This is a genomic window from Pseudomonas frederiksbergensis (genome assembly GCF_001952935.1).
In the GTDB taxonomy this organism is placed as follows: Bacteria; Pseudomonadota; Gammaproteobacteria; order Pseudomonadales; family Pseudomonadaceae; genus Aquipseudomonas; species Aquipseudomonas frederiksbergensis.
Window position 1 is genome coordinate 3,517,215 of the sequence record NZ_CP018319.1, and the last position, 20,046, is coordinate 3,537,260.

A 20,046-nucleotide genomic window follows, 5' to 3' on the forward strand; every position below is an offset into this window, starting at 1 on the left:
ACATAACTTCATCATAGATTCAAAGGTGTACAAGTCAAATTAATTGTACAAGTTTTTTGTGAGGATCAACGCCGCGTCTGCACCGCCTGCAACCCGGCATTTGACACTGTGCCTTCGTCGTCGCGACAGCTCGATGATCAGAAGATGTTTTTCGCGGTTTTGCGGGTGGGCTGCTGTCTATTTCGACAGCAGCAATTGACTCTGATCGATGCGGTTCACTGCAGATGCGCATGCAAGCGGCGGGCGGCTTCCTGGCCGCTGAGCCAGGCGCCTTCGACACGGCCGGACAAGCACCAGTCGCCACACACATAGAGTCCCAGGTCGGCATCGGCCAAGGCCCCCCATTCATGACTGCTGGCGGGCCGGGCGTAAAGCCAGCGGTGCGCGAGGCTGAAGGTCGGGGCGGGCATGGAGTCGTGCAGCAGCTCGGCAAATGCGCCGTGCAATTGCTCGATCACCGCTTCCTTGGGCAGGTCGATATGCTGCCGACTCCACGCGCTGGTGGCGTGCAAAACCCAGGTGTCGAGGGTGATGTCACGTCCGGGTTTGCTGCGATTGCGAGCCAGCCAGTCGAGCGGGCTGTCCTGTACGAAGCAGCCTTCCATGGGCGTATCCAACGGTATCTCGAACGCCAGTGCGACAGCCCAGGTCGGGTCCATTTTCACCCCGGCGGCGGCACCGGCGAGTTTCGGCGCGGAGGCCAGCAGTGCAGTCGCCTGAGGCGCCGGCGTGGCGATGATCACATGGCTGAACGGGCCGTGGGTGAAGCCTTCGGCGTCCTGCAGATGCCAGTGTTCCTCGCCGCGATAGACCTCGGTAATGCGGCAGGCGAAATGCACTTCCAGGTCGCCGAGCAGCCCACGGGTGATGGCGCTCATGCGCGGCGTGCCGACCCAGCGAGTCTGTTCGTCCGGCGACAGGTTGAGCTGGCCACCATGGTAGGTGTAGAGCTGCGGTAACCATTCGGCGACCCAGCCTTTTCCTTGCCAGCGCTGGACTTCAGTGACGAAGCGACGGTCGCGGGCAGTGAAATATTGCGCGCCCATGTCCAGAGCACCCGCATCGCTGCGCTTGCTCGACATGCGTCCGCCACTGCCGCGGCTTTTATCGAAAAGTTGAACGACATGCCCGACCTCTGTAAGGGCCTGGGCGGCGGAGAGTCCGGCGATGCCGGTGCCGATGATTGCGATAGGTACAGTCATAGGGGCCTCGTTTGCCTTTCTGTACAGACTACGCTGTGGATGAAACCTGTACAATATTGTTTTTTGGTATAACTTTTAGCGTTCTTGTTCTGACAGCTTGGCCTATTGTTAAACACAGAGCCTGCCCGATACCAAAGATCCCTGCATATAAAAATAGACTAGTGATCAAGGTAAAACGCCACGCGAGGAAGAAGTCATGCACATATTGCTGACCGGCGGTACTGGTTTGATAGGACGTCAGCTCTGCCGACACTGGCTGAGTCAGGGACATCGTTTGACTGTCTTGAGCCGCACACCTGAAAAAGTCGCGCAGATTTGCGGTGCGCAGGTGCGGGGAATCGCACTGTTCGAGGACCTTGGACAGGAAACGGTTGATGCCATTATCAACCTCGCGGGCGCACCGATTGCCGACCGACCATGGACCTCCAAACGCAAGGCGCTGCTCTGGAGCAGCCGGATCACGCTGACCGAAACCATGCTGGCCTGGCTCGAAAGCCGCGCGCAGAAACCGCAGGTATTGATTTCGGGCTCTGCTATTGGCTGGTATGGCGACGGCGGGGAGCGCGAATTGACCGAGCAATCTCCGCCGGTCATCGATGATTTCGCCAGCCAGTTGTGCATCGCCTGGGAGGAAACAGCCCAGCGCGCCGAGGCGTTGGGCATTCGTGTGATCCTCATCCGCACGGGGTTGGTGTTGTCGGCCGAGGGCGGCTTTTTGTCGCGGCTGTTGCTGCCGTTCAAAATGGGGCTGGGCGGGCCTCTGGGCAGTGGCCGGCAGTGGATGCCATGGATCCATATCAACGATCAAATCGCCCTGATTGATTTTCTTCTGCATCAGGAAGACACCAGTGGTCCTTATAATGCCTGCGCGCCCAAGCCGGTGCGCAACCGCGAATTCGCCAAGACGTTAGGCAGTGTCCTGCACCGTCCAACGTTCATGCCCATGCCGGCCCTGGCGTTGAAGGTGTGTCTGGGCGAGTTGTCGTCGCTGTTGCTGGGTGGCCAGAAGGCTGTACCGGCTCGCTTGCTGGAAGCGGGTTTCACTTTCCAGTTCACTGATTTGCGCGCGGCTCTGGACGACCTTTCCAGCCGCCTTTGAAATAGGACGTTGCATGACCGATCACGCATTGCTTCTGGTCAATCTGGGCTCGCCGGCTTCCACCTCGGTGGCGGATGTGCGCAGTTACCTCAATCAATTTCTGATGGACCCGTATGTGATCGACCTGCCATGGCCGGTGCGACGTTTGCTGGTGTCGCTGATCCTGTTCAAGCGCCCGGAGCAGTCGGCCCACGCCTACGCCTCGATCTGGTGGGAAGAGGGCTCGCCGTTGGTGGTGCTCAGCCGTCGCCTGCAACAGACCATGACTGCCCAGTGGACCCACGGTCCGGTGGAATTGGCGATGCGTTACGGTGAGCCGTCGATTGAATCGATGTTGGTGCGCCTGGCGGCCCAGGGTCACAAGCGGGTCACGCTCGCACCGCTCTATCCACAGTTTGCCGACAGCACGGTGACCACGGTGATCGAGGAGGCCAAGCGAGTGGTTCGCGAGAAGCAGCTGGATGTGCAGTTTTCGATTCTCCAGCCGTTTTACGATCAACCGGAATACCTCGATGCGCTGGTGGCCAGCGCCAAGCCGCATTTGCAGCAGGATTACGATCACCTGCTGTTGAGTTTCCACGGTTTGCCAGAGCGGCACCTTACCAAGATCGACCCTACCGGTCACCATTGCTTCAAAAGCGACAATTGCTGCCAGAACGCTTCGCCAGAAGTCTTGGCGACCTGCTACCGCGCCCAATGCCTGCGCACGGCCTCCGAGTTTGCCAAGCGGCTGGGGCTGCCGGACGGCAAGTGGTCGGTGTCGTTCCAGTCGCGTCTGGGGCGGGCCAAGTGGATCGAACCCTACACCGAAGCGCGCCTTGATGAGTTGGCTGGAATGGGCGTGAAGAAAGTGCTGGTGATGTGCCCGGCATTTGTCGCCGATTGCATCGAGACGCTGGAAGAGATCGGGGATCGCGGCAAGGAGCTGTTCCGCGAGGCGGGGGGAGAGGAGTTGGTGCTGGTGCCGTGTCTTAACGACGATCCGCAGTGGGCGCGGGCGTTGAGTGCCTTGTGCGAGCGAGCGCCGCTGGCGCTTTAAACTGTGGCGAGGGGGCTTGCCCCCGTTTGAGTACTGATCGTTCCCACGCTCTGCGTGGGAACGATCAGTTCGCTCAAAGCAGCGATTCATTCGCCTTCTTGTGCTTCCAGCTGTCATTGCCCGGCAGCAACAGGTTCAGCGCAATCGCCGTCACCGCGCACAGTGCGATGCCTTTGAGGCCGAAGTCGTCCGGCCCTGTGCCGGTGCCGACCAGTACGCCGCCAATCCCGAACACCAGGGTCACCGAGACAATCACCAGGTTGCGCGCTTCGCCCAGGTCAATCTTGTGGCGAATCAGCGTGTTCATGCCCACCGCCGCGATCGAACCGAACAACAGGCACAGAATCCCGCCCATCACCGGCACCGGAATGCTTTGCAGCAGCGCGCCGAACTTGCCGACGAACGCCAGGCTGATGGCGAATATCGCCGCCCAGGTCATGATCTTCGGGTTGTAGTTCTTGGTCAGCATCACCGCGCCCGTCACTTCGGCATAGGTGGTGTTGGGCGGGCCGCCAAACAGGCCGGCTGCGGTGGTGGCAATGCCATCGCCGAGCAGGGTGCGGTGCAGGCCGGGTTTCTTCAGGTAATCGCGACCGGTCACGCTACCGACAGCGATCACGCCGCCGATGTGCTCGATGGCCGGAGCCAGGGCCACTGGAACGATGAACAGAATCGCCTGCCAGTTGAACTCCGGCGCGGTGAAGTGCGGGATTGCAAACCACGGTGCAGCAGCAATTTTTGCGGTATCAACGACGCCGAAATAAAACGCCATCGCAAAACCCACCAGCACACCCGAGATGATCGGCACCAGGCGGAAGATGCCTTTACCGAACACCGCGACGATCAGGGTGGTCAGCAGCGCGGGCATCGAGATCAGCATCGCCGTCTGATAATGGATCAGCTCGGTGCCGTCGCCAGCCTTGCCCATCGCCATGTTGGCGGCGATCGGTGCCATGGCCAGGCCGATGGAAATGATCACCGGGCCAATCACCACCGGTGGCAGCAGACGGTCAATGAAACCGGTGCCTTTGATCTTCACCGCAAGGCCGAGGAAGGTGTAGACGAAACCGGCCGCCATCACGCCGCCCATGGTCGCCGCGAGACCGAACTGGCCCTTGGCGAGAATGATCGGGGTGATGAAGGCAAAGCTCGACGCCAGGAACACCGGCACCTGACGCCCGGTGACGATCTGGAACAGAATCGTCCCCAGGCCTGCGGTGAACAGCGCCACGTTCGGGTCGAGGCCGGTAATCAGCGGCATCAACACCAGGGCGCCGAAGGCCACGAACAGCATCTGCGCACCCGACAGCACCGTGCGCCAGAGCGGATCGTTGAACTCTTGCTGCATGCTCAAGCGTCCTTCTGCTTGGTACCGAAGATCTTGTCACCGGCATCGCCCAGGCCTGGGATGATGTAACCATGCTCGTTCAGTTTTTCGTCAATGGATGCGGTGTAGATGGTCACGTCCGGGTGAGCCTTCTCTACGGCGGCAATGCCTTCAGGAGCCGCCACCAGCACCATCGCGCGGATATCCCGGCAACCGGCCTTTTTCAGCAGGTCGATGGTCGCGACCATGGAACTGCCGGTGGCGAGCATCGGGTCGATGATCATCGCCAGGCGTTCGTTGATTTCCGGGACCAGTTTTTCCAGGTAGGTATGAGCCTGCAGCGTTTGTTCGTTGCGTGCCACGCCCACGGCGCTGACTTTGGCGCCCGGGATCAGGCTCAGCACGCCTTCGAGCATGCCGATGCCAGCGCGCAGGATCGGCACGACGGTAATTTTCTTGCCGGCGATTTTCTCGACCGACACCGTGCCGCACCAGCCTTCGATGTCGTAGCTTTCCAGCGGCAGGTCTTTGGTGGCTTCATAGGTCAGCAGGGCACCGACTTCCTGAGCGAGCTCACGGAAATTCTTCGTGCTGATGTCGGCGCGGCGCATAAGGCCAAGTTTATGGCGGATCAGCGGATGGCGGATCTCGAGGATGGGCATGGGAAAGGCTCCGGCGGCGGGCAAAAAAACCGGCCTAGATTAATCTATCCGAGGGTGTTGTCCTATAGACATTCAGAACGTTAGTCCACAAACGCTTGATCTGGCCTCGCTTGATGCGTACCTTTGCCCGCTTTTCCTGAACCGCCACCCCCCGGAGAACGCCATGCCCGCAGATCTCGAGCATATCCGTCAAATCATGCGAGAGGCTGACTGCCTGTACACCGAAGCTGAAGTCGAGGCGGCCATCGCCCGTGTCGGTGCACAAATCAACGACCAGTTGGCTGAAAGCAATCCTGTGGTGTTCTGCGTGATGAACGGCGGGCTGATTTTCTCCGGCAAACTGCTGACCTATCTGAACTTCCCGCTGGAAGCGTCCTACCTGCACGCGACCCGTTATCGTAACGAAACCAGCGGCGGTGATCTGTTCTGGAAAGCCAAGCCGGAAGTCTCGTTCCTCGACCGTGACGTGCTGATCATCGACGACATCCTCGATGAAGGTCATACCCTGGGCGCGATCATCGACTACTGCAAACACGCCGGCGCCCGCGCTGTGCACACCGCCGTACTGATCGACAAGGACCACGACCGCAAGGCTCGCCCGGACCTGAAAGCCGATTTCGTCGGCCTGCCATGCATCGACCGTTACATCTTCGGTTATGGCATGGACTACAAAGGCTACTGGCGTAACGCCAACGGGATTTTTGCCGTTAAAGGCATGTGAATGGGGTGACTGTCCGCGCAGTTTGCTTGAACTGCGCGCTCAGTCCTGTCCGGCGAGCCAGCGTCCGCTTTTGCGTCGAGCCTGTTCCAGATTATTCACATAGGCCAACTGGCGCTGCTCCCGATGAATCCCCGCGCGCCTGAGTTTCAGGCGTACCCGTGGAGCGGTTCCTACCAGAATCAGGCCGATGTCGTCGGTGCGGTAATCCCTCAGGATATTGTCGAAGGCAGCCAGTGCCGTCATGTCCAGCATGGGCACGGCGCTCATCTCGACGATCACCACTTTGACCTCCGGACTGAATTTGCGCAGCACGCCCAGGGCTTTTTCGGCGGCACCGAAAAACAGCGGCCCGCGTATCGCATAACAACGAACATGCTCCGGCATATCCCGTAAGGCTTGATGGAACTCGCGAGGCAGTTCGGCGGTGTCCGTGAGGTCGCTCATGCGTTTGATGAACAGACCGGCGGCCAGCAGCAGGCCGACGGCGACAGCCATCACCATGTCGAACAACACCGTCAGGCTCAGGCAGGTCAGCAAGACCAGCACATCGCTGCGGGGCGCGATGCGCAAGGTATGCAGCACGTGCCGGGCCTCGCTCATGTTCCACGCCACCATCACCAGCAACGCGGCCAGAGCAGCCATCGGCAGATAGCTGAAAAGCGGTGCGAGGACGAGTATCGCCAGCAGCACCACAGCACTGTGAATAATGGCCGCCAATGGCGAAAACGCTCCGCTGCGCACGTTGGTGGCACTGCGGGCGATCGCCGCCGTGGCGGTAATGCCGCCGAACAGCGGTGCGATCAGGTTGCCCAGGCCCTGGCCCAGCAGTTCTGCATTCGGATCGTGTTTGCTGCCGGTCATGCCATCCGCCACCACCGCACACAGCAAGGATTCGATGGCCCCGAGCATGGCAATGGCGAACGCCGGTGCCAGTAGCTGACGAATCAGATCGTAAGACAGGTGCAAAGGCTGGCCGTCCGGGCCGGGAAGATTCCACGGCCAATCGAAGCTCGGTAGAAGCGGCGGAATCCCGGGATGGCTGACGCCTTCAACCATATAGCTGAAACGCTCGCCCAATGTCGCCACCGCTAACCCGCCGTGCTCCAGCGCCAACCCCAGGAGCGCGCCGATGGTCAGCGCCACCAGATGCCCGGGGATCCTCGGCACCCACCGTGGCCAGATAATCAGAACTGCCAGGCAGGTGATGCCGATGATCGCGTCCCCCAACCGGGCGCTGGGCAAGGCCAGAATCAGTACACCCAACTGTTCGATGTAGTGCTCTGCCTGGCCGGGAGTGTTCAGGCCCAGAAAATCCTTCAATTGCAGGGTTGCGATGACAATGCCGATCCCGGCGGTAAAGCCCAGGGTGACCGGATAGGGAATGTACTGGATCAACCGCCCGGCTCGGATCAGCCCCAAGGCAATGAGAATGACGCCGGCCAGCATGGTGCACAGCAGCAAACCGCCAAGGCCATATTGTTGGGTGATGGGTAACAGAATGACCACGAAGGCAGCGGTCGGCCCACTGACATTGAAACGTGAACCTCCTGTCAGGGCGATCAGGGGCGCTGCGATCAGCACCGTATACAACCCATGCTGAGGCGGTACACCCACGGCAATCGCCAGCGCCATGGCCAGCGGGATGGCGATAATCCCTACCGTTACCCCGGCGCTGATGTCGCCGCGTAAGCGTCTGAAGGAGTAACCAGCGCGCCAGGTCTGACGCCAGGCGGCGAACAACGGGGGAACGGAGAACGACATGAGCACTCCACGGTAGATGGCGCACCGTTGAACGACGGCTGAAAGCTCTTTCAGTATGGCCAGTGTCACCCTGCGAAGTATTGACCCATATCGCCAATTCGCGCGGTTGATCCTCATGCTAGAGTGCTCGGCTTCGCCTTGGGAGCCTGTCATGAGCCTTTTGATCCGTAGCTGCGCCGCCCTGTTGCTTACCCTCAGCCTGCCTCTGGCGGCCGCCCCGGCGCCGATGCACACGCAGTTCCTGCCCCCGATGACCTGACCCTGCGTGACGCGGAGCCTGAGCAGCAACAGTTGTTGCAGGTTACCGAGTACTCGGTAGTGGTTGGCAGTCAACGCCAGTCCAACCAACAGCCGATCCCGGTCACGTCGCCGTTGCTGATCCGCCTCAAGGGCAAATCCTTGAACAAGGGTGCGACCATCAGCCAGGTGCTGGTCAATTTCGATGGCGAAAGCAAAAGCCTGAAAAAGCCGATCTACGACGACAAGAGCAAAACCCTGACGCTGTATTACCCGATGGCGCAGTACCGAGTGGTGATCGACTTGTTGCGCAATGACACGGTGTATTGCCAGTTCCTCAGCTACGCCAATGGTCATGTCTGGGCCGATCTGCACACGGGCGCTGTTCGTCCGCGTTGAGCCCGGTGGCAAGGGAGGGGTAAACTGCCCGCCCCGTGAAATGTCTGCGAGCTGGAGTCGGCAATGCGTAAAGATAAGAAGCAAGTGATTGGTGACGAGATCGGCGATGAGCAGATCAAGCTGTTCCTCGATTTCGAACCGGTCGACGCCACGTCGCCGTCGCTGCACAAACTGATCAAGGCCTATCGCGGCCTGCGCATCGATGACTTCGAGCGTTTTCTGACGTTCTTCGTCGAAGCCGGTCTGGATCTGAACGGCAAGGATGAGCACGGCAATGACTTCGTCGCCCTGATCAAGGATCAGCGTAATGCGGCCGAGTACATCGAGCTGATCAACAAAGCTCGCGGTTAATTATTGCCTGACTGGGGTAGTGTTTGTGCTTGCCCCTTCGCGAGCAAGCCCGCTCCCACATTAGACCGCGATCAAAATGTGGGAGCGGGCTTGCTCGCGAAGGCGGTGTAAGTAACACCGAAGATCTTAGAGCCATCAGTTTCGCCGCCCATAAAAAAACGCCCCGCTCTCAAAGAGAACGGGGCGTTTTTTATGGAGCCGAATCAAGCGTAGCTTTCGGTCTCGTTGCTGGCTTCAACCAGTTCCAGCGCGACGTTGTTCTGCACATTGAGCTTGCGATACAGCGCAGCGTCGGTTTCCAGGACTTTTTCCCGAGCCGGGAAGATTTCCGCCAGTTTGGCAGCCCACTCACCGGAAGCCTTGTTCGGGAAGCATTTCTCGATCAGTTCCAGCATGATCGAAACGGTCACCGACGCACCCGGCGAAGCGCCGAGCAGGGCAGCAAGGCTACCGTCCTTGGCCGCGACCAGTTCGGTACCGAACTGCAGAACGCCGCCCTTTTTCGGGTCTTTCTTGATGATCTGTACCCGTTGGCCGGCCACTTCCAGGCGCCAGTCTTCGGCTTTCGCTTCAGGGTAGAAGCGACGCAGGGAATCCAGGCGCTGCTCCATCGACTGCATCACTTCGCTGACCAGGTACTTGGTCAGGTCCATGTTGTTTTTCGCCACGGCCAGCATCGGGCCGATGTTGCCGGCGCGAACCGACATCGGCAGGTCCATGAAGGAACCGTGCTTGAGGAACTTGGTGGTGAAACCGGCGTAAGGTCCGAACAGCAGGGACTTCTTGCCATCGACTACGCGGGTGTCCAGATGCGGCACGGACATTGGAGGCGAACCCACCGCTGCCTGGCTGTAAACCTTGGCCTGGTGGTGTTTGACCACTTCCGGGTTGTCGCACCGCAGCCACTGGCCGCTGATCGGGAAGCCGCCGAAGCCTTTGCTTTCTTCGATGCCCGACGCTTGCAGCAGCGGCAGTGCAGCGCCACCGGCGCCGAGGAAGACGAATTTCGCATCGACCTCACGGGTATTGCCGCTGTTGACGTCCTTGATGCTGACAGTCCAGCCGCCGTTGTTGCGCTTCAGGCCGGTCACACGCTTGCAGTACTTGACCTGGGCATCGGGGGCGCTGGTCAGGTGCTTGAGCAGTTGATTGGTCAGCGCGCCGAAGTTGACGTCGGTGCCGTTCATGACGCGGGTGGCGGCGACGACTTCGTCGGCCGGCCGGCCTGGCATCATCAGCGGCATCCACTCGGCCATGGTGGCCTTGTCTTCGGTGTATTCCATGTCCGAGAAGGCGTGGTGCTTGCTCAGCGTCTTGAAACGTTCCTTGAGGAAGGAAACGCCATCGTCGCCCTGCACGAAGCTCAGGTGCGGCACCGGGCTGATGAACGTCTTGCACGAGCCGAAGGTGCTTTTCCTGGTCAGGTAGGACCAGAATTGCTTCGACACCTCGAACTGGGTGTTGATGTGCACGGCTTTCTTGATGTCGACGGTGCCGTCGGCGGCCTGCGGCGTGTAGTTGAGCTCACACAGCCCGGCGTGACCGGTACCGGCGTTGTTCCACGGGTTCGAACTCTCCGCAGCACCGGAATCCATCAGCTCGACGACTTCCAGCTTGATCGCGGGGTCGAGCTCTTTGAGCAGTACAGCGAGGGTGGCACTCATGATGCCGGCCCCAACCAGTACTACGTCGACTGCTTCGTTATGCGCCATTTAACGCGTCTCCAAAATCTGCAGCACCAAATTGTCGGCATGGCTGCCAGGTGTTCAGGGGCGTGTCAGTGAGGCCCCAAGTAACCATGGCAGTATCGCCATGTCCGAATCTTCGCAATTTTTTGCAACTTCGACGGACGCTACCGGCCGGGTCTAAAAGAGTCACATGAACTCACTTCAACACGCGGCTGGCAATTCGACTTATGGTCGATACATCCGTTTGTGCAACCAAATCCGTAGAGGACAGGCTTCAGGATCCGGTGTTCGAGGCGTACTCGGTCCTGTGTCGTTGGGCTGTTTCAGACGCTAATGGTGCATGTTCAGACGCAAAACTATTCATTTGCTCGCCACACTCTTGTGAAGTTGTGAAAACCCGTTTTTTTCACGCTCTTTTGAAGACGTGAACCTCAAAAAAGGGCTGCCCCAGCCTGGCACCGTGCCCGGATGGATTGCCGCCATGGGATACATGACAGGCAAAACGGGCAAACAGCTCAGTGACCGAGCGTAATGACAGCTCTGCAGATTCGCGAAAAGTGGGGTTTTTGCTCAAGGAACAGCAAGCGCGCCAGCTTCACTCGATCTGTGTGGGCGGCTCTCTGTAGGGCGGTGCGGGGTGTCAATACAAGCGCATTGACGATGCTGCGAGGCCCGATCAGGAGACGTCCTTATAATCGGGGGGAGATTGTAGCGAAGAAACGCAGGGAAATGGTCGTGTTAAATGACTTTTATTAGGTGTTCGGTCAGGTGGTCAACAGTTGCTGAGCCCGCGCACGAGGCTGGCGCTGGCTGACACGGGCGCTAGGGGGCAGGGGGTGATGTAACCAGTTGAGACGGATTTCTTCGATTTCGACCCAGCCATCACCCATCGGCTGGAGGCTGCACTGTTTGAATGCCTGGCAAAGGCCGTTGCGGTCGAGCAGGGCGAAGCAGCGATGCAGAGGGCGTGGAGTGAACAGCGAGATGAGATAGCGCATGGCGAAGTACCTTGTGGGGTGACTGCTCTGAAGATTGCCAGCGTGCCGTGACGAGCAAGTGTATGGGCGGTGACATATCTGTGACAGGAACCGCAGTCTGGAGGGTTTGTCAGAGATTTCAGTATTCACTGTGAGGTGCTAGTTACCCACAGTGGCCCACCGCTATACTGCGGGCCTGTTTGTGCCTGATTCTGGAGAGAAGAGCATGTTGCAACGCCTGTTGTTCGGTTTGATCACTGTGACCAGTTTGACTCTGGTCGGCTGCGCCCACAGCCCGCAACAACTGAATCCGGAACCCAAGCTGACCACTCAGCTGGCACCGGTCGGCCGTGGCCAGCCGGTGGTGGTGCGTGTGGTGGACGGTCGTCCGTCGCCGACCTTGGGCACCCGTGGTGGCCTGTACCCCGAGACCAGCGCGATCACCGTGCAGGGCGCGCAGATTCTGCCGAAGTTGCAGGCTCAGGCCGAAGCGGCCGTGCGGTTGTTGGGCTTCACCCCAACTTCCAATGCGCTGAATGCTCCGCAGTTGACCGTGACCCTGTCGGAGCTGAAGTATCAGTCGCCTAAAGAAGGCATGTATGTGACTGAAGCCACCATTGGCGCGACATTCCGTTCCGATGTGCAGAATGCCAACCGTCGCTACAGCGGTCGTTATGGTGCGTCCCTGGATCAGCGTTTTGGTATGGCGCCGAATCAGGAAACCAACACCAAGCTGGTCAGTGATGTGTTGAGCGATGCGTTGACGCGTCTGTTCAAGGATCCGACGATTGGTCAGATTCTCGCCGAATAAACGTTCGCTGGATTCAAAAAAGCCCGGTGCCAGCAATGGTTCCGGGCTTTTTCATGCGTGCTGATTTGGTGGAACTGCACCCATACCCTGTGGGAGCGGGCTTGCAGCCAACATATGTGTTGAATGTTGGTCAGTCTTCGCGAGCAAGCCCGCTCCCACAAGGGATCTGCGGTGTCAGGCGGCCTGCGAATAAAAGTCCAGAACACTCACGCCCGTCAGCAAATCCGTCTCCGGCAAATCCGCATGCTGATGCCCGCCCAATGCGCAATACACCAGCCAGTGGCAGTCCTGGACGTTGAAGGCGAGGCTGCCGACGAGGTTTTGTTGTTCGTCGCTTTGGGCGATGAGGTAGAGGCGATCCTGGTTTTCGGCGTGCAACATGACGGTTTCCGTGTCGGTTTCGAAGGGCGCCAGACTGGATGATCCAGATGAAGGTGCCGTGACACAGGACAGGAATTGATCGAATGGTTCGTTATTTGTCGGAAAGCAAGGGCAGGAGGTGAGGCTTTCGGTAGAATTCGCGCCGCGGTCGCCGGTTCGGCGTCTGCCACCTGTTTTGCTGAGGTCCGTGATGTCGTTGCATTTGATTTCGCTGTTTACCAACCATCCCGCCAAGTTGATCAACCTGTTCGCCTTGTTGTTGGCCTTTCCGGGCAGCTGGTTGCTGCATGCCACTCGGCGCCGCGAACAGCGCGCGCGGGCCATTCTCCAGGCGCAAAGCCAGAGCCGTCGTATCGATGAGCCGACGTTGATGCCGGACAGTGCGACCTCGCGCATGAACCGGTTTTTCTATCGTTTCGGTTTTGCCTGCCTGGGGTTGGCGCTGCTGGTGTCGTGGATCAGCACGCGCTTCTGAAGCGCTGACACCAACCTTGTGGCGAGGGTACTTCTGTGGCGAGGGGATTTATCCCCGTCCGGCTGCGCAGCAGTCGTGAATCGGTACCCCTGGCCTGTCTGAAAAATATAATCGCAGGTTTTGGGGCCGCTTCGCAGCCGAACGGGGACAAGTCCCCTCGCCACAGGTGATGTGGTGACAGTCAAATACAGCGCCGTTGTCGTATCCAGCCAAAAATCCTACAGCGGCAAACCTGCTTTCACACGGTACTGATTGCGCACCGGCGTCGCGTATTGCAGGACCAAGAACGGACGATGCTCCTCAGGGCACGCGTCCAGACGCTGTTGCCATTGCTCCTGCGCCTTGGCCAGTTCGTCGGCCGCAAACACTTCAGAGGCTTTCGGCACCTGCAACTGCGGGTCGGCGTCTTTCCACTGGGCGTAGGCCAGGTAGTGCACCGGGAACAATCGGTAGCCGCCGAGGATCTGTCGGTCCATCTCGATCGCCAATTGCTTGGTGTCGTCGAACAGTTCGGTGATCGGCGAGGCGAAGTTCACATGCACCCGGCCCTTGTAGCCGGTGATGCCCTTGGCGATGCTGACATCGTCCTCGCCCGGCACTTTGGTGTAGCTGCCGGTGGTGGCGCGGATGAACAGCTCGCGAGCCTTGGCTTGATCGCACGGATCGTACTCATAGCTGATCGACACCGGGGTGAGGTTCAACGACTGAATGACTTCGCCGAACGGCTCGTCCTTGCGGCTCATGTGGAACATCTTGAGGATGGCCGACTCGGTACGGTCATCGCCGTCCTTGGCCCGGCCTTCGGCCTGGGCGATCCAGATCGAGGCGCAATCGTTGCGGATCGAGTGGTTGATGTAGGCCGACAGCAACTGATACGCCGCCATCTTCTCGCGTCGACCGGTGATCGAACGGTGCACGATAAAACTCTTGTTCAGGCGCATCAGATCGCTGACGAAGGGCTTTTGCAGCAGGTTGTCGCCGATCGCGATGCGCGGTGTCGGCAGGCCGGCGTGGTACACGGCGTAGTTGACGAAGGCCGGGTCCATCACGATGTCGCGGTGGTTGGCGATGAACAGGTAGGCGCTGCCGGACTTGAACTGCTCGACGCCGGTGTACGTCACCCCGTCCGTGGCTCGCTCGATGGTGTGGTCGACATACATCTCGACTTTATCCTGCAACGTGGCCACCGACGTAACGTCGGCGAACTCACGGCGCAGCCGATGAGCTATAAGAGGTTTGAGCATCCAGCCGAAAGCACCGGCAAAACGCGGGAAGCGGAAGTGGATGAGGATATCTAGAAACGCCTTGTCGCCGAGCAGCCGGTCCAGCACCGCAGGGACTTCGCTGTCATTGTAAGGTCGGATGGCATCGAATTCGCCCATCATGCTCTCTTGTTAGAAACGGCTAGGGTAAGTAAAGGTTTTGATCGAAAACCAACGGGGTACGGTCTGAAAAGTTAGCCAGACAAAAATAGCCCTGCAAATAGACCGGCGATTATACGCACAAGTCACCTGGGAGACCGCGATGCTGGAAACCGAGCGCTACGAATGTCCGTATTGTGGTGAAGAGGCTGAGGCCGTTCTGGATTTGTCGGGTGGCGATCAGACCTATATCGAAGACTGTCCGGTGTGTTGTCGCCCCATCACGTTTGTCCTGCAGACTGACGGTCAGGAATGGTTGCTCGAAGTTCACAGCGAAAACGAATGAAAGGGGCGCCCCATGCAGCGAATCTACGAGCCGGAAAACCTCATGGAAGGAGAGTTGCTGCAAAGCATGTTGGCCAGCGAGGGCATCGAAGCGCATCTGATGGGGCGTGATTTGCTCGGTGGCAGCGGTGAATTGCCGACCTTTGGCCTGCTCGGCCTGTCGGTCGATAACGACGAGGCGGAGTACGCCCGGGAGCTGATCACTGCGTACAATGCCGCGCTGCCACTGCCCGGCGATGAACCGGACAGTTTTCCCGGCACGCTGGTCTGTTAGGCTGACGTTCGTTTTATCAAGAGTCGTGTTGCCCCATGTGTGGACGTTATGCCCTGTTTCGCTGGAACCCCGCCTTCGCGGCCCTGCCTGGCTTTCCCGCCGATCAGCAGGCCCAGTGGAATATTTCTCCCAACGATTCAGTGTTGATGCTGCGCGCCGATGTTGACGGTCAGCGTGAGTTGGCCCGCGCGCGTTGGGGATTGACGCCGCCGTGGCTGACCGATTTGTCTCGCACGCCAGCCCATGCCCGCGCCGAAACCGTTGCCGAACAACCGATGTTTCGCCAGGCCCTGCGCGAACGCCGTTGCCTGCTGCCGGCGAATGGTTTTTACGAATGGCGCGGCACCACACGCAAGCGTCCGTATTGGCTGACACCGGGTGAGGGTTCGACGCTGTTCTTTGCGGCGATTTGGGAAGCGTATCCGGTGCAGGAGCAGGTTTGGCTGAGTACGGCCGTGATCACGCAACCGGCGGCGAGTCAGCGCCGGCCGTTGATACTCGATGCGGCGGGGCAGGAAGCATGGCTCAATCCCGAGACTCCGTTGCATGCCTTGCAAGCGTTGCTCGCCAGTGAACCCGCGGCGTTGCGCGAGCGGGTGTTGGCGAATCTGGTGAATGATCCGAAGCTGAATGGGCCGGAGTGTTTGACCCCGGGCTAAATGCGCGTTCGTGTTGGCCTCATCGCGAGCAGGCTCGCTCCCACATTTGATCTGCAGTGCTCACAAAAAATGTGTTCACAGGAGCATCCCCTGTGGGAGATTCTATGGTTGAGGGAAAGCCCTCAACTGGCTTTTGGCTGATATTCGCTTTGCCCTTTCAGCAAGGCGAATACCACCCGAGCAAGCTTGCGAGCCAGCATCACCAGCGCCTGAGTGGTGCTGAAACCCCGCGTTCTTTGTTCTTCGTAATACCCTTTCCAGGCTTTCGTACGGCTAGCCGACATCGCTGCATTGTGCAGAAGTCGGCGGGCCTCGGGGTCGCCGCGCTTGGTCAAACTGCGGCGAGCGTCCTTCTGTCCTGATTTCGCCACCCGTAAATCCATGCCCAGGAAGGCGATAAATGCATCCGCGTTTCTAAAATCTCCTCGCTGAAATGCAGTTATCAAGCGGGCCCCAGTCAAAAATCCAATACCCTCAACTTTCAGGCAGCGCTTCAATTGACCGAGCAAACCGGCTTCTTTGAGCTGATCGTTGATCGTCTTTTCGATCAGCGTCTCAAGCTGCTGCATGGACTTCACTTGCTCGGCAAAAGCCGCCTTGAGCAGCGGCTCATTCGACCAGCTCTGCACCAGGCCGACCCTGGCCTGGACCAAGGCTGCGCGACGGCGGAAAAGGCTCAGGAGCTGGCGGTACAGCGGTGAGGGCGGGGTCCAAGGACGCAACTCCTCGGCTTCGTTCTTCAAGTAACGAGCCAGCAGCTTGGCATCCAGTGCGTCGGTTTTGGCGCGGATCTTCACGCCTTCGCGATAATGTTTGAGTTCATAGCCTCCCACCATGTAAATCGTGCAACCGGCCTCATAGGCCAGATCAGCGAAGTCCAGGTGGTAAATGTTGGTCGCCTCAATGGCAATAGCCACCGTCCCCGACAACGCCTTCAGCCACTGCTTGATGGATGTTTTGGTGTTGGGAATCTCTTCAAGCAAATCCCCATCAGACTGATAAATCACCAGTTCATTCTTGGCGACATCCACACCTACGATCGGCTTTGTGACAGAAACCGGCATTGCCATTGGATTTCCTCCGGGATATGGTTTTAAGCACTTGAAGGGCTCACCCAGAGGCGCAGGCTTGTTCCTATCGTCGGTCTAGCCAGATGCATTCTTTATCGGCGCTTGGGTGAAAGGAGGAGGGGCGAAATCTCCCACGGTCTGTACTGCGTCAACAGTCAGAATCGAGCCTTGTCCCTCCTCCTCCCTTCAAGTCCTACCATACAAGCGAGCCTGCTCGCGATAAGGTCCGCAGGACCTTCCGGCGATTGTTAAACCATGAACTAATTGATCGTTATGTGAGTTTTTTTCTACGGCCATGAGAGCTTTGTCTGAAATGTGCGTCTACACCTCTGTTGTATCTGGCGTCGATGCAAATCCACGCCTAGGATACGCGGCATGTTTTCAGGGAGTTTTTTGATGAACAAGACATTGGTTGTGTGTGCACTGAGCGCAGGTTTGCTGCTCGCCGGTTGTCAGTCGGTCAACACCACCAGCGGTGGCGCGGTGGGCGTTGAGCGCAAACAGTACATGTTCAGCATGCTGTCGACCGACGACGTCAACCAGATGTACGCCCAGTCTTATCAAAAGACTGTAGGTGAGGCGAACACCAAAGGCGTGCTGGACAAGACCAGTAACGATGCCAGGCGCGTCCAGGCGATCTCCACTCGCCTGATTGCCCAGGCGCCAGTGTTCCGTCCGGATTCGGCCCAGTGGCAATGGGAAGTGAACCTGATCAAGAGCGATGAGCTGAATGCCTCCTGCGGGCCTGGCGGCAAGATCATTTTCTACTCCGGGCTGATCGACACCCTGCAACTCACCGATGACGAAATCGCCGCCATCATCGGCCATGAAATCGCTCACGCCTTGCGTGAACATGGTCGTGAAGCGATGTCCAAGGCTTACGGTATCGAAATGGCCAAGCAGGGCGCCGGGGCATTGTTCGGTCTGGGCGAGGGCAGCCTGGCTCTGGCGGACACCGTGGCCCAATACGGCATGACCTTGCCCAACAGTCGCGGCAATGAAAACGAGGCGGACCTGATTGGCCTCGAATTGGCCGCCCGCGCCGGTTACAACCCGAACGCCGCGATCACCCTATGGAACAAGATGAGCAAAGCCTCCAATGGTGCGCCTCCAGAGTTCTTGAGCACTCACCCGGCGTCGGCCAGTCGGATTGCTGCCTTGCAAGCGGCGATTCCGAAAGTCATGCCGCTGTACGAGAAAGCCAGGAAGTCCTGATCATGATCGTTCCCACGCTCTGCGTGGGAATGCATCCTGTGACGCTCTGCGTCACGACGTTAAAGCGGACGCGGAGCGTCCAAGGCGGCATTCCCACGCGGAGCGAGGGAACGATCAATGTCCCGAGTTACACCCACCCACTGCTCTGCATCGCCTTGTACACCGCGACAATGGCGAGGATGAAGAATGCCGACGCCGCCAGGCGACGGATCAGGGTCAAGGGCAGTTTGTCCGCGGCAAAGTTACCGGCCAAAACGACCGGCACGTTGGCAATCAACATCCCGACGGTAGTGCCGATGATCACCAGCCACAGTTCCGGGTATTGCGCCGCGAGCATCACCGTGGCGACTTGAGTCTTGTCGCCCATCTCGGCAAGGAAAAACGCGATCAGCGTGGTCAGGAACGGTCCGAACTTGCGGGCGGTGCTGGCTTCATCCTCATCCATCTTGTCCGGTACCAGGGTCCACAATGCGGTCGCGGTAAAGCTCGCGGCGAGGATCCAGTGCAACGTCGCATTCGAGAAGAAACTTCCGACCCAGGCGCCTACTGCGCCGGCTGCTGCGTGGTTGGCCAGGGTTGCCGCGACGATACCGGCGATGATTGGCCAGGGTTTGCGAAAGCGAGCGGCGAGAATGAGCGCGAGCAGTTGCGTCTTGTCGCCGATTTCGGCCAAGGCAACGATTGCGGTGGGAACGAGAAGTGAATCCAGCATCAGGGTTTTCCTAAGGGGCGGGTCGACACGGCTATGACACGTACAGCCTTCCCGCCCCGGGTAAGGTGTTCGTGTCATAGGTCTTGTCAAACCCTGCGATCCGTCTGATGCGGACGCTTGGGTCGCATACGCCATGGTCTGTTGACCAAGTATGTTGACGTATGCCGGACGAGCATGGCGCTCGTGGGAGACTACTCCCCTAGGACGGAGCGGATTCTGCCTAGGCAAAATCCGTTAGGCAAGCACTTATTTATCAGCCGCGTTTGGCCCGATAGATTCTGAAACCCTGTCCTTCGGCCTTGATTGCGCACACCCCCAGATGCTCCTCGATCAGCGGCTGGTACTTCAGGAAGCTGTTGGCTACCAAGCGCAGTTCGCCACCGTTTTTCAGGTGTTTGGCCGCTTTTCGCAACAAGTTCTCGGTGGCGAAGTAGTCGGTGTGAACCCCTACATGGAACGGAGGGTTGCTCAAAATCGCACTCAAGCCCATCGGTGCGGCGTCGATACCGTCACCGGTAATTACGTCAGCTTCCAGGCCGTTAGCAGCCAGTGTCAGACGACTGCTGGCGGCGGCAAACGCATCCACATCCAGCAAGGTGACCTGGTTGTGTGGGTAGCGACGTTTCACGGCTGCACCCAACACACCGGCACCGCAACCGAAGTCCAGCAAATGGCCGCTCGGCAACTTGTCCAGATGCTCCAGTAACAGTGCGCTGCCGCGATCCAGCCGACCGTGGCTGAACACGCCTGGCAGGCTGATGACTTTTAGCGGACCTTCGGCCAGCGGCAACTCATAAGTCTGGGCCAGGCTTTCCAGCGACTTGGCTTGCGGCGCCGTGGCCACCGTAACCAGCCACAACTGACAATGCCGCGCGCTGTCGAGTTTGCGCGGTTTGCCGAAGGGGTTCAGTTGCTTGGCCGCGCCTTCGATGCCGCTGCGTTTTTCACCCACCAAATACAGTTCACGACCGGCCAGCCGGGAGGCGAGGGCGTTGAGGATGTAGTCGGTCAAGTCCTTGGACTTGGGCAAAAACACCACGGCGGTGTCGAACGCGCGCTCCGGTACATTCACGCCGAAATGGCTACGCTCGGCAAAACGGGCGTCCAGCGCCGCTTGATCGCCGGCATGCCAGCACCAGCCATGAGCGTCGGGCAGACGGCCCAGCAAGTCATCGGCGGGCAAACCGGCCAGCAGCACCGAACCCTGGAACAACTCGGCCTGGCGAAGCAGTACTTCACTGCGCGGATCCATACTCTGCTCCTGTAAAAAAGTGCCGCAG

General features: G+C 59.1%; 21 protein-coding genes, 1 pseudogene and 1 riboswitch. Of the genes and pseudogenes, 11 read left to right on the plus strand and 11 right to left on the minus strand.

The features are described from left to right. Positions 1-215 precede the first annotated feature (215 nt). Positions 216-1,202: an NAD(P)/FAD-dependent oxidoreductase gene (locus tag PFAS1_RS16330; RefSeq protein ID WP_076029805.1), complete on the minus strand. Its 987-nt coding sequence runs from the start codon at positions 1,200-1,202 to the stop codon at positions 216-218. A gap of 196 nt (positions 1,203-1,398) precedes the next feature. Between PFAS1_RS16330 and PFAS1_RS16335 the strand changes: the two genes are divergently transcribed. Beyond that, the gene (locus PFAS1_RS16335) at positions 1,399-2,301 is read left to right on the plus strand and encodes a TIGR01777 family oxidoreductase (RefSeq protein WP_074880210.1); all 903 of its coding nucleotides are present in this window, start codon (positions 1,399-1,401) and stop codon (positions 2,299-2,301) included. 13 nt (positions 2,302-2,314) lie between these two features. Continuing rightward, positions 2,315-3,340 carry a ferrochelatase gene (gene hemH / locus PFAS1_RS16340; protein WP_076029806.1) on the plus strand — a complete coding sequence of 342 codons (1,026 nt, stop codon included), beginning with the start codon at positions 2,315-2,317 and terminating at the stop codon, positions 3,338-3,340. Between the two features lie 73 nt (positions 3,341-3,413). On the opposite strand, the gene PFAS1_RS16345 is transcribed toward hemH, so the two are convergent. Both PFAS1_RS16345 and upp read right to left on the minus strand, forming a co-directional pair. Beyond that, positions 3,414-4,688: a uracil-xanthine permease family protein gene (locus tag PFAS1_RS16345; protein WP_076029807.1), complete on the minus strand. Its 1,275-nt coding sequence runs from the start codon at positions 4,686-4,688 to the stop codon at positions 3,414-3,416. A gap of 2 nt (positions 4,689-4,690) precedes the next feature. Then, positions 4,691-5,329, minus strand: a complete 639-nt coding sequence (gene upp / locus PFAS1_RS16350) for a uracil phosphoribosyltransferase (RefSeq protein ID WP_008025893.1) — start codon at positions 5,327-5,329, stop codon at positions 4,691-4,693. Positions 5,330-5,492: 163 nt separating this feature from the next. Here upp and PFAS1_RS16355 point away from each other — a divergent pair, with 163 nt between their 5' ends. Next, positions 5,493-6,050 carry a hypoxanthine-guanine phosphoribosyltransferase gene (locus tag PFAS1_RS16355; RefSeq protein WP_074880200.1) on the plus strand — a complete coding sequence of 186 codons (558 nt, stop codon included), beginning with the start codon at positions 5,493-5,495 and terminating at the stop codon, positions 6,048-6,050. A gap of 39 nt (positions 6,051-6,089) precedes the next feature. On the opposite strand, the gene dauA is transcribed toward PFAS1_RS16355, so the two are convergent. After that, complete coding sequence (gene dauA, locus PFAS1_RS16360; protein ID WP_076029808.1) at positions 6,090-7,811, minus strand: C4-dicarboxylic acid transporter DauA; 1,722 nt, start codon at positions 7,809-7,811, stop codon at positions 6,090-6,092. Between the two features lie 151 nt (positions 7,812-7,962). On the opposite strand from dauA, the pseudogene PFAS1_RS16365 reads away from it, so the two are divergent. Continuing rightward, positions 7,963-8,447 (plus strand): annotated as a pseudogene (locus tag PFAS1_RS16365) (hypothetical protein). Positions 8,448-8,510: 63 nt separating this feature from the next. After that, positions 8,511-8,798 carry a PA4642 family protein gene (locus PFAS1_RS16370; protein ID WP_076029809.1) on the plus strand — a complete coding sequence of 96 codons (288 nt, stop codon included), beginning with the start codon at positions 8,511-8,513 and terminating at the stop codon, positions 8,796-8,798. A gap of 203 nt (positions 8,799-9,001) precedes the next feature. On the opposite strand, the gene mqo is transcribed toward PFAS1_RS16370, so the two are convergent. Continuing rightward, positions 9,002-10,510, minus strand: coding sequence for a malate dehydrogenase (quinone) (mqo, locus tag PFAS1_RS16375; protein WP_076029810.1), 1,509 nt, complete (start codon positions 10,508-10,510; stop codon positions 9,002-9,004). A 740-nt stretch (positions 10,511-11,250) separates the two neighbouring features. Next, positions 11,251-11,484 carry a hypothetical protein gene (locus PFAS1_RS16380; protein WP_074880185.1) on the minus strand — a complete coding sequence of 78 codons (234 nt, stop codon included), beginning with the start codon at positions 11,482-11,484 and terminating at the stop codon, positions 11,251-11,253. Between the two features lie 205 nt (positions 11,485-11,689). Between PFAS1_RS16380 and PFAS1_RS16385 the strand changes: the two genes are divergently transcribed. Continuing rightward, positions 11,690-12,274 (plus strand): YajG family lipoprotein, encoded by a 585-nt coding sequence (locus PFAS1_RS16385; protein WP_074880182.1) that lies wholly within the window; start codon positions 11,690-11,692, stop codon positions 12,272-12,274. A 174-nt stretch (positions 12,275-12,448) separates the two neighbouring features. Here the strand turns inward: PFAS1_RS16385 and PFAS1_RS16390 are convergent, their stop codons facing one another. Continuing rightward, the gene (locus PFAS1_RS16390; protein ID WP_074880179.1) at positions 12,449-12,655 is read right to left on the minus strand and encodes a hypothetical protein; all 207 of its coding nucleotides are present in this window, start codon (positions 12,653-12,655) and stop codon (positions 12,449-12,451) included. A gap of 190 nt (positions 12,656-12,845) precedes the next feature. Here PFAS1_RS16390 and PFAS1_RS16395 point away from each other — a divergent pair, with 190 nt between their 5' ends. Beyond that, positions 12,846-13,130, plus strand: a complete 285-nt coding sequence (locus PFAS1_RS16395; protein WP_074880177.1) for a hypothetical protein — start codon at positions 12,846-12,848, stop codon at positions 13,128-13,130. Positions 13,131-13,348: 218 nt separating this feature from the next. On the opposite strand, the gene PFAS1_RS16400 is transcribed toward PFAS1_RS16395, so the two are convergent. Beyond that, the gene (locus tag PFAS1_RS16400) at positions 13,349-14,512 is read right to left on the minus strand and encodes a 1-acyl-sn-glycerol-3-phosphate acyltransferase (protein WP_198044917.1); all 1,164 of its coding nucleotides are present in this window, start codon (positions 14,510-14,512) and stop codon (positions 13,349-13,351) included. 142 nt (positions 14,513-14,654) lie between these two features. Between PFAS1_RS16400 and PFAS1_RS16405 the strand changes: the two genes are divergently transcribed. From PFAS1_RS16405 to PFAS1_RS16415, 3 genes are read left to right on the plus strand one after another with little or no spacing between them, the layout of a single operon-like run. Then, positions 14,655-14,837 (plus strand): CPXCG motif-containing cysteine-rich protein, encoded by a 183-nt coding sequence (locus PFAS1_RS16405; RefSeq protein WP_008153387.1) that lies wholly within the window; start codon positions 14,655-14,657, stop codon positions 14,835-14,837. A gap of 12 nt (positions 14,838-14,849) precedes the next feature. Continuing rightward, positions 14,850-15,110, plus strand: a complete 261-nt coding sequence (locus tag PFAS1_RS16410) for a putative signal transducing protein (RefSeq protein ID WP_076029812.1) — start codon at positions 14,850-14,852, stop codon at positions 15,108-15,110. A 35-nt stretch (positions 15,111-15,145) separates the two neighbouring features. Next, positions 15,146-15,769: an SOS response-associated peptidase gene (locus tag PFAS1_RS16415; protein WP_076029813.1), complete on the plus strand. Its 624-nt coding sequence runs from the start codon at positions 15,146-15,148 to the stop codon at positions 15,767-15,769. Between the two features lie 122 nt (positions 15,770-15,891). Here the strand turns inward: PFAS1_RS16415 and PFAS1_RS16420 are convergent, their stop codons facing one another. Then, on the minus strand, positions 15,892-16,839 hold the full coding sequence (locus PFAS1_RS16420; protein ID WP_074871984.1) for an IS110 family RNA-guided transposase: 948 nt from the start codon (positions 16,837-16,839) through the stop codon (positions 15,892-15,894). Between the two features lie 396 nt (positions 16,840-17,235). Here PFAS1_RS16420 and PFAS1_RS16425 point away from each other — a divergent pair, with 396 nt between their 5' ends. After that, positions 17,236-18,054, plus strand: a complete 819-nt coding sequence (locus PFAS1_RS16425; RefSeq protein WP_076029814.1) for a M48 family metallopeptidase — start codon at positions 17,236-17,238, stop codon at positions 18,052-18,054. Positions 18,055-18,181: 127 nt separating this feature from the next. Here PFAS1_RS16425 and PFAS1_RS16430 read toward each other — a convergent pair whose 3' ends face one another. Continuing rightward, a complete protein-coding gene (locus PFAS1_RS16430) occupies positions 18,182-18,766 on the minus strand; it encodes a TMEM165/GDT1 family protein (protein ID WP_074880165.1) in 585 nt (194 codons plus the stop codon). An 88-nt stretch (positions 18,767-18,854) separates the two neighbouring features. Continuing rightward, positions 18,855-18,979, minus strand: a riboswitch (yybP-ykoY riboswitch). A gap of 40 nt (positions 18,980-19,019) precedes the next feature. Then, positions 19,020-20,018, minus strand: a complete 999-nt coding sequence (locus tag PFAS1_RS16435; protein ID WP_074880163.1) for a class I SAM-dependent methyltransferase — start codon at positions 20,016-20,018, stop codon at positions 19,020-19,022. Positions 20,019-20,046: the final 28 nt, after the last annotated feature.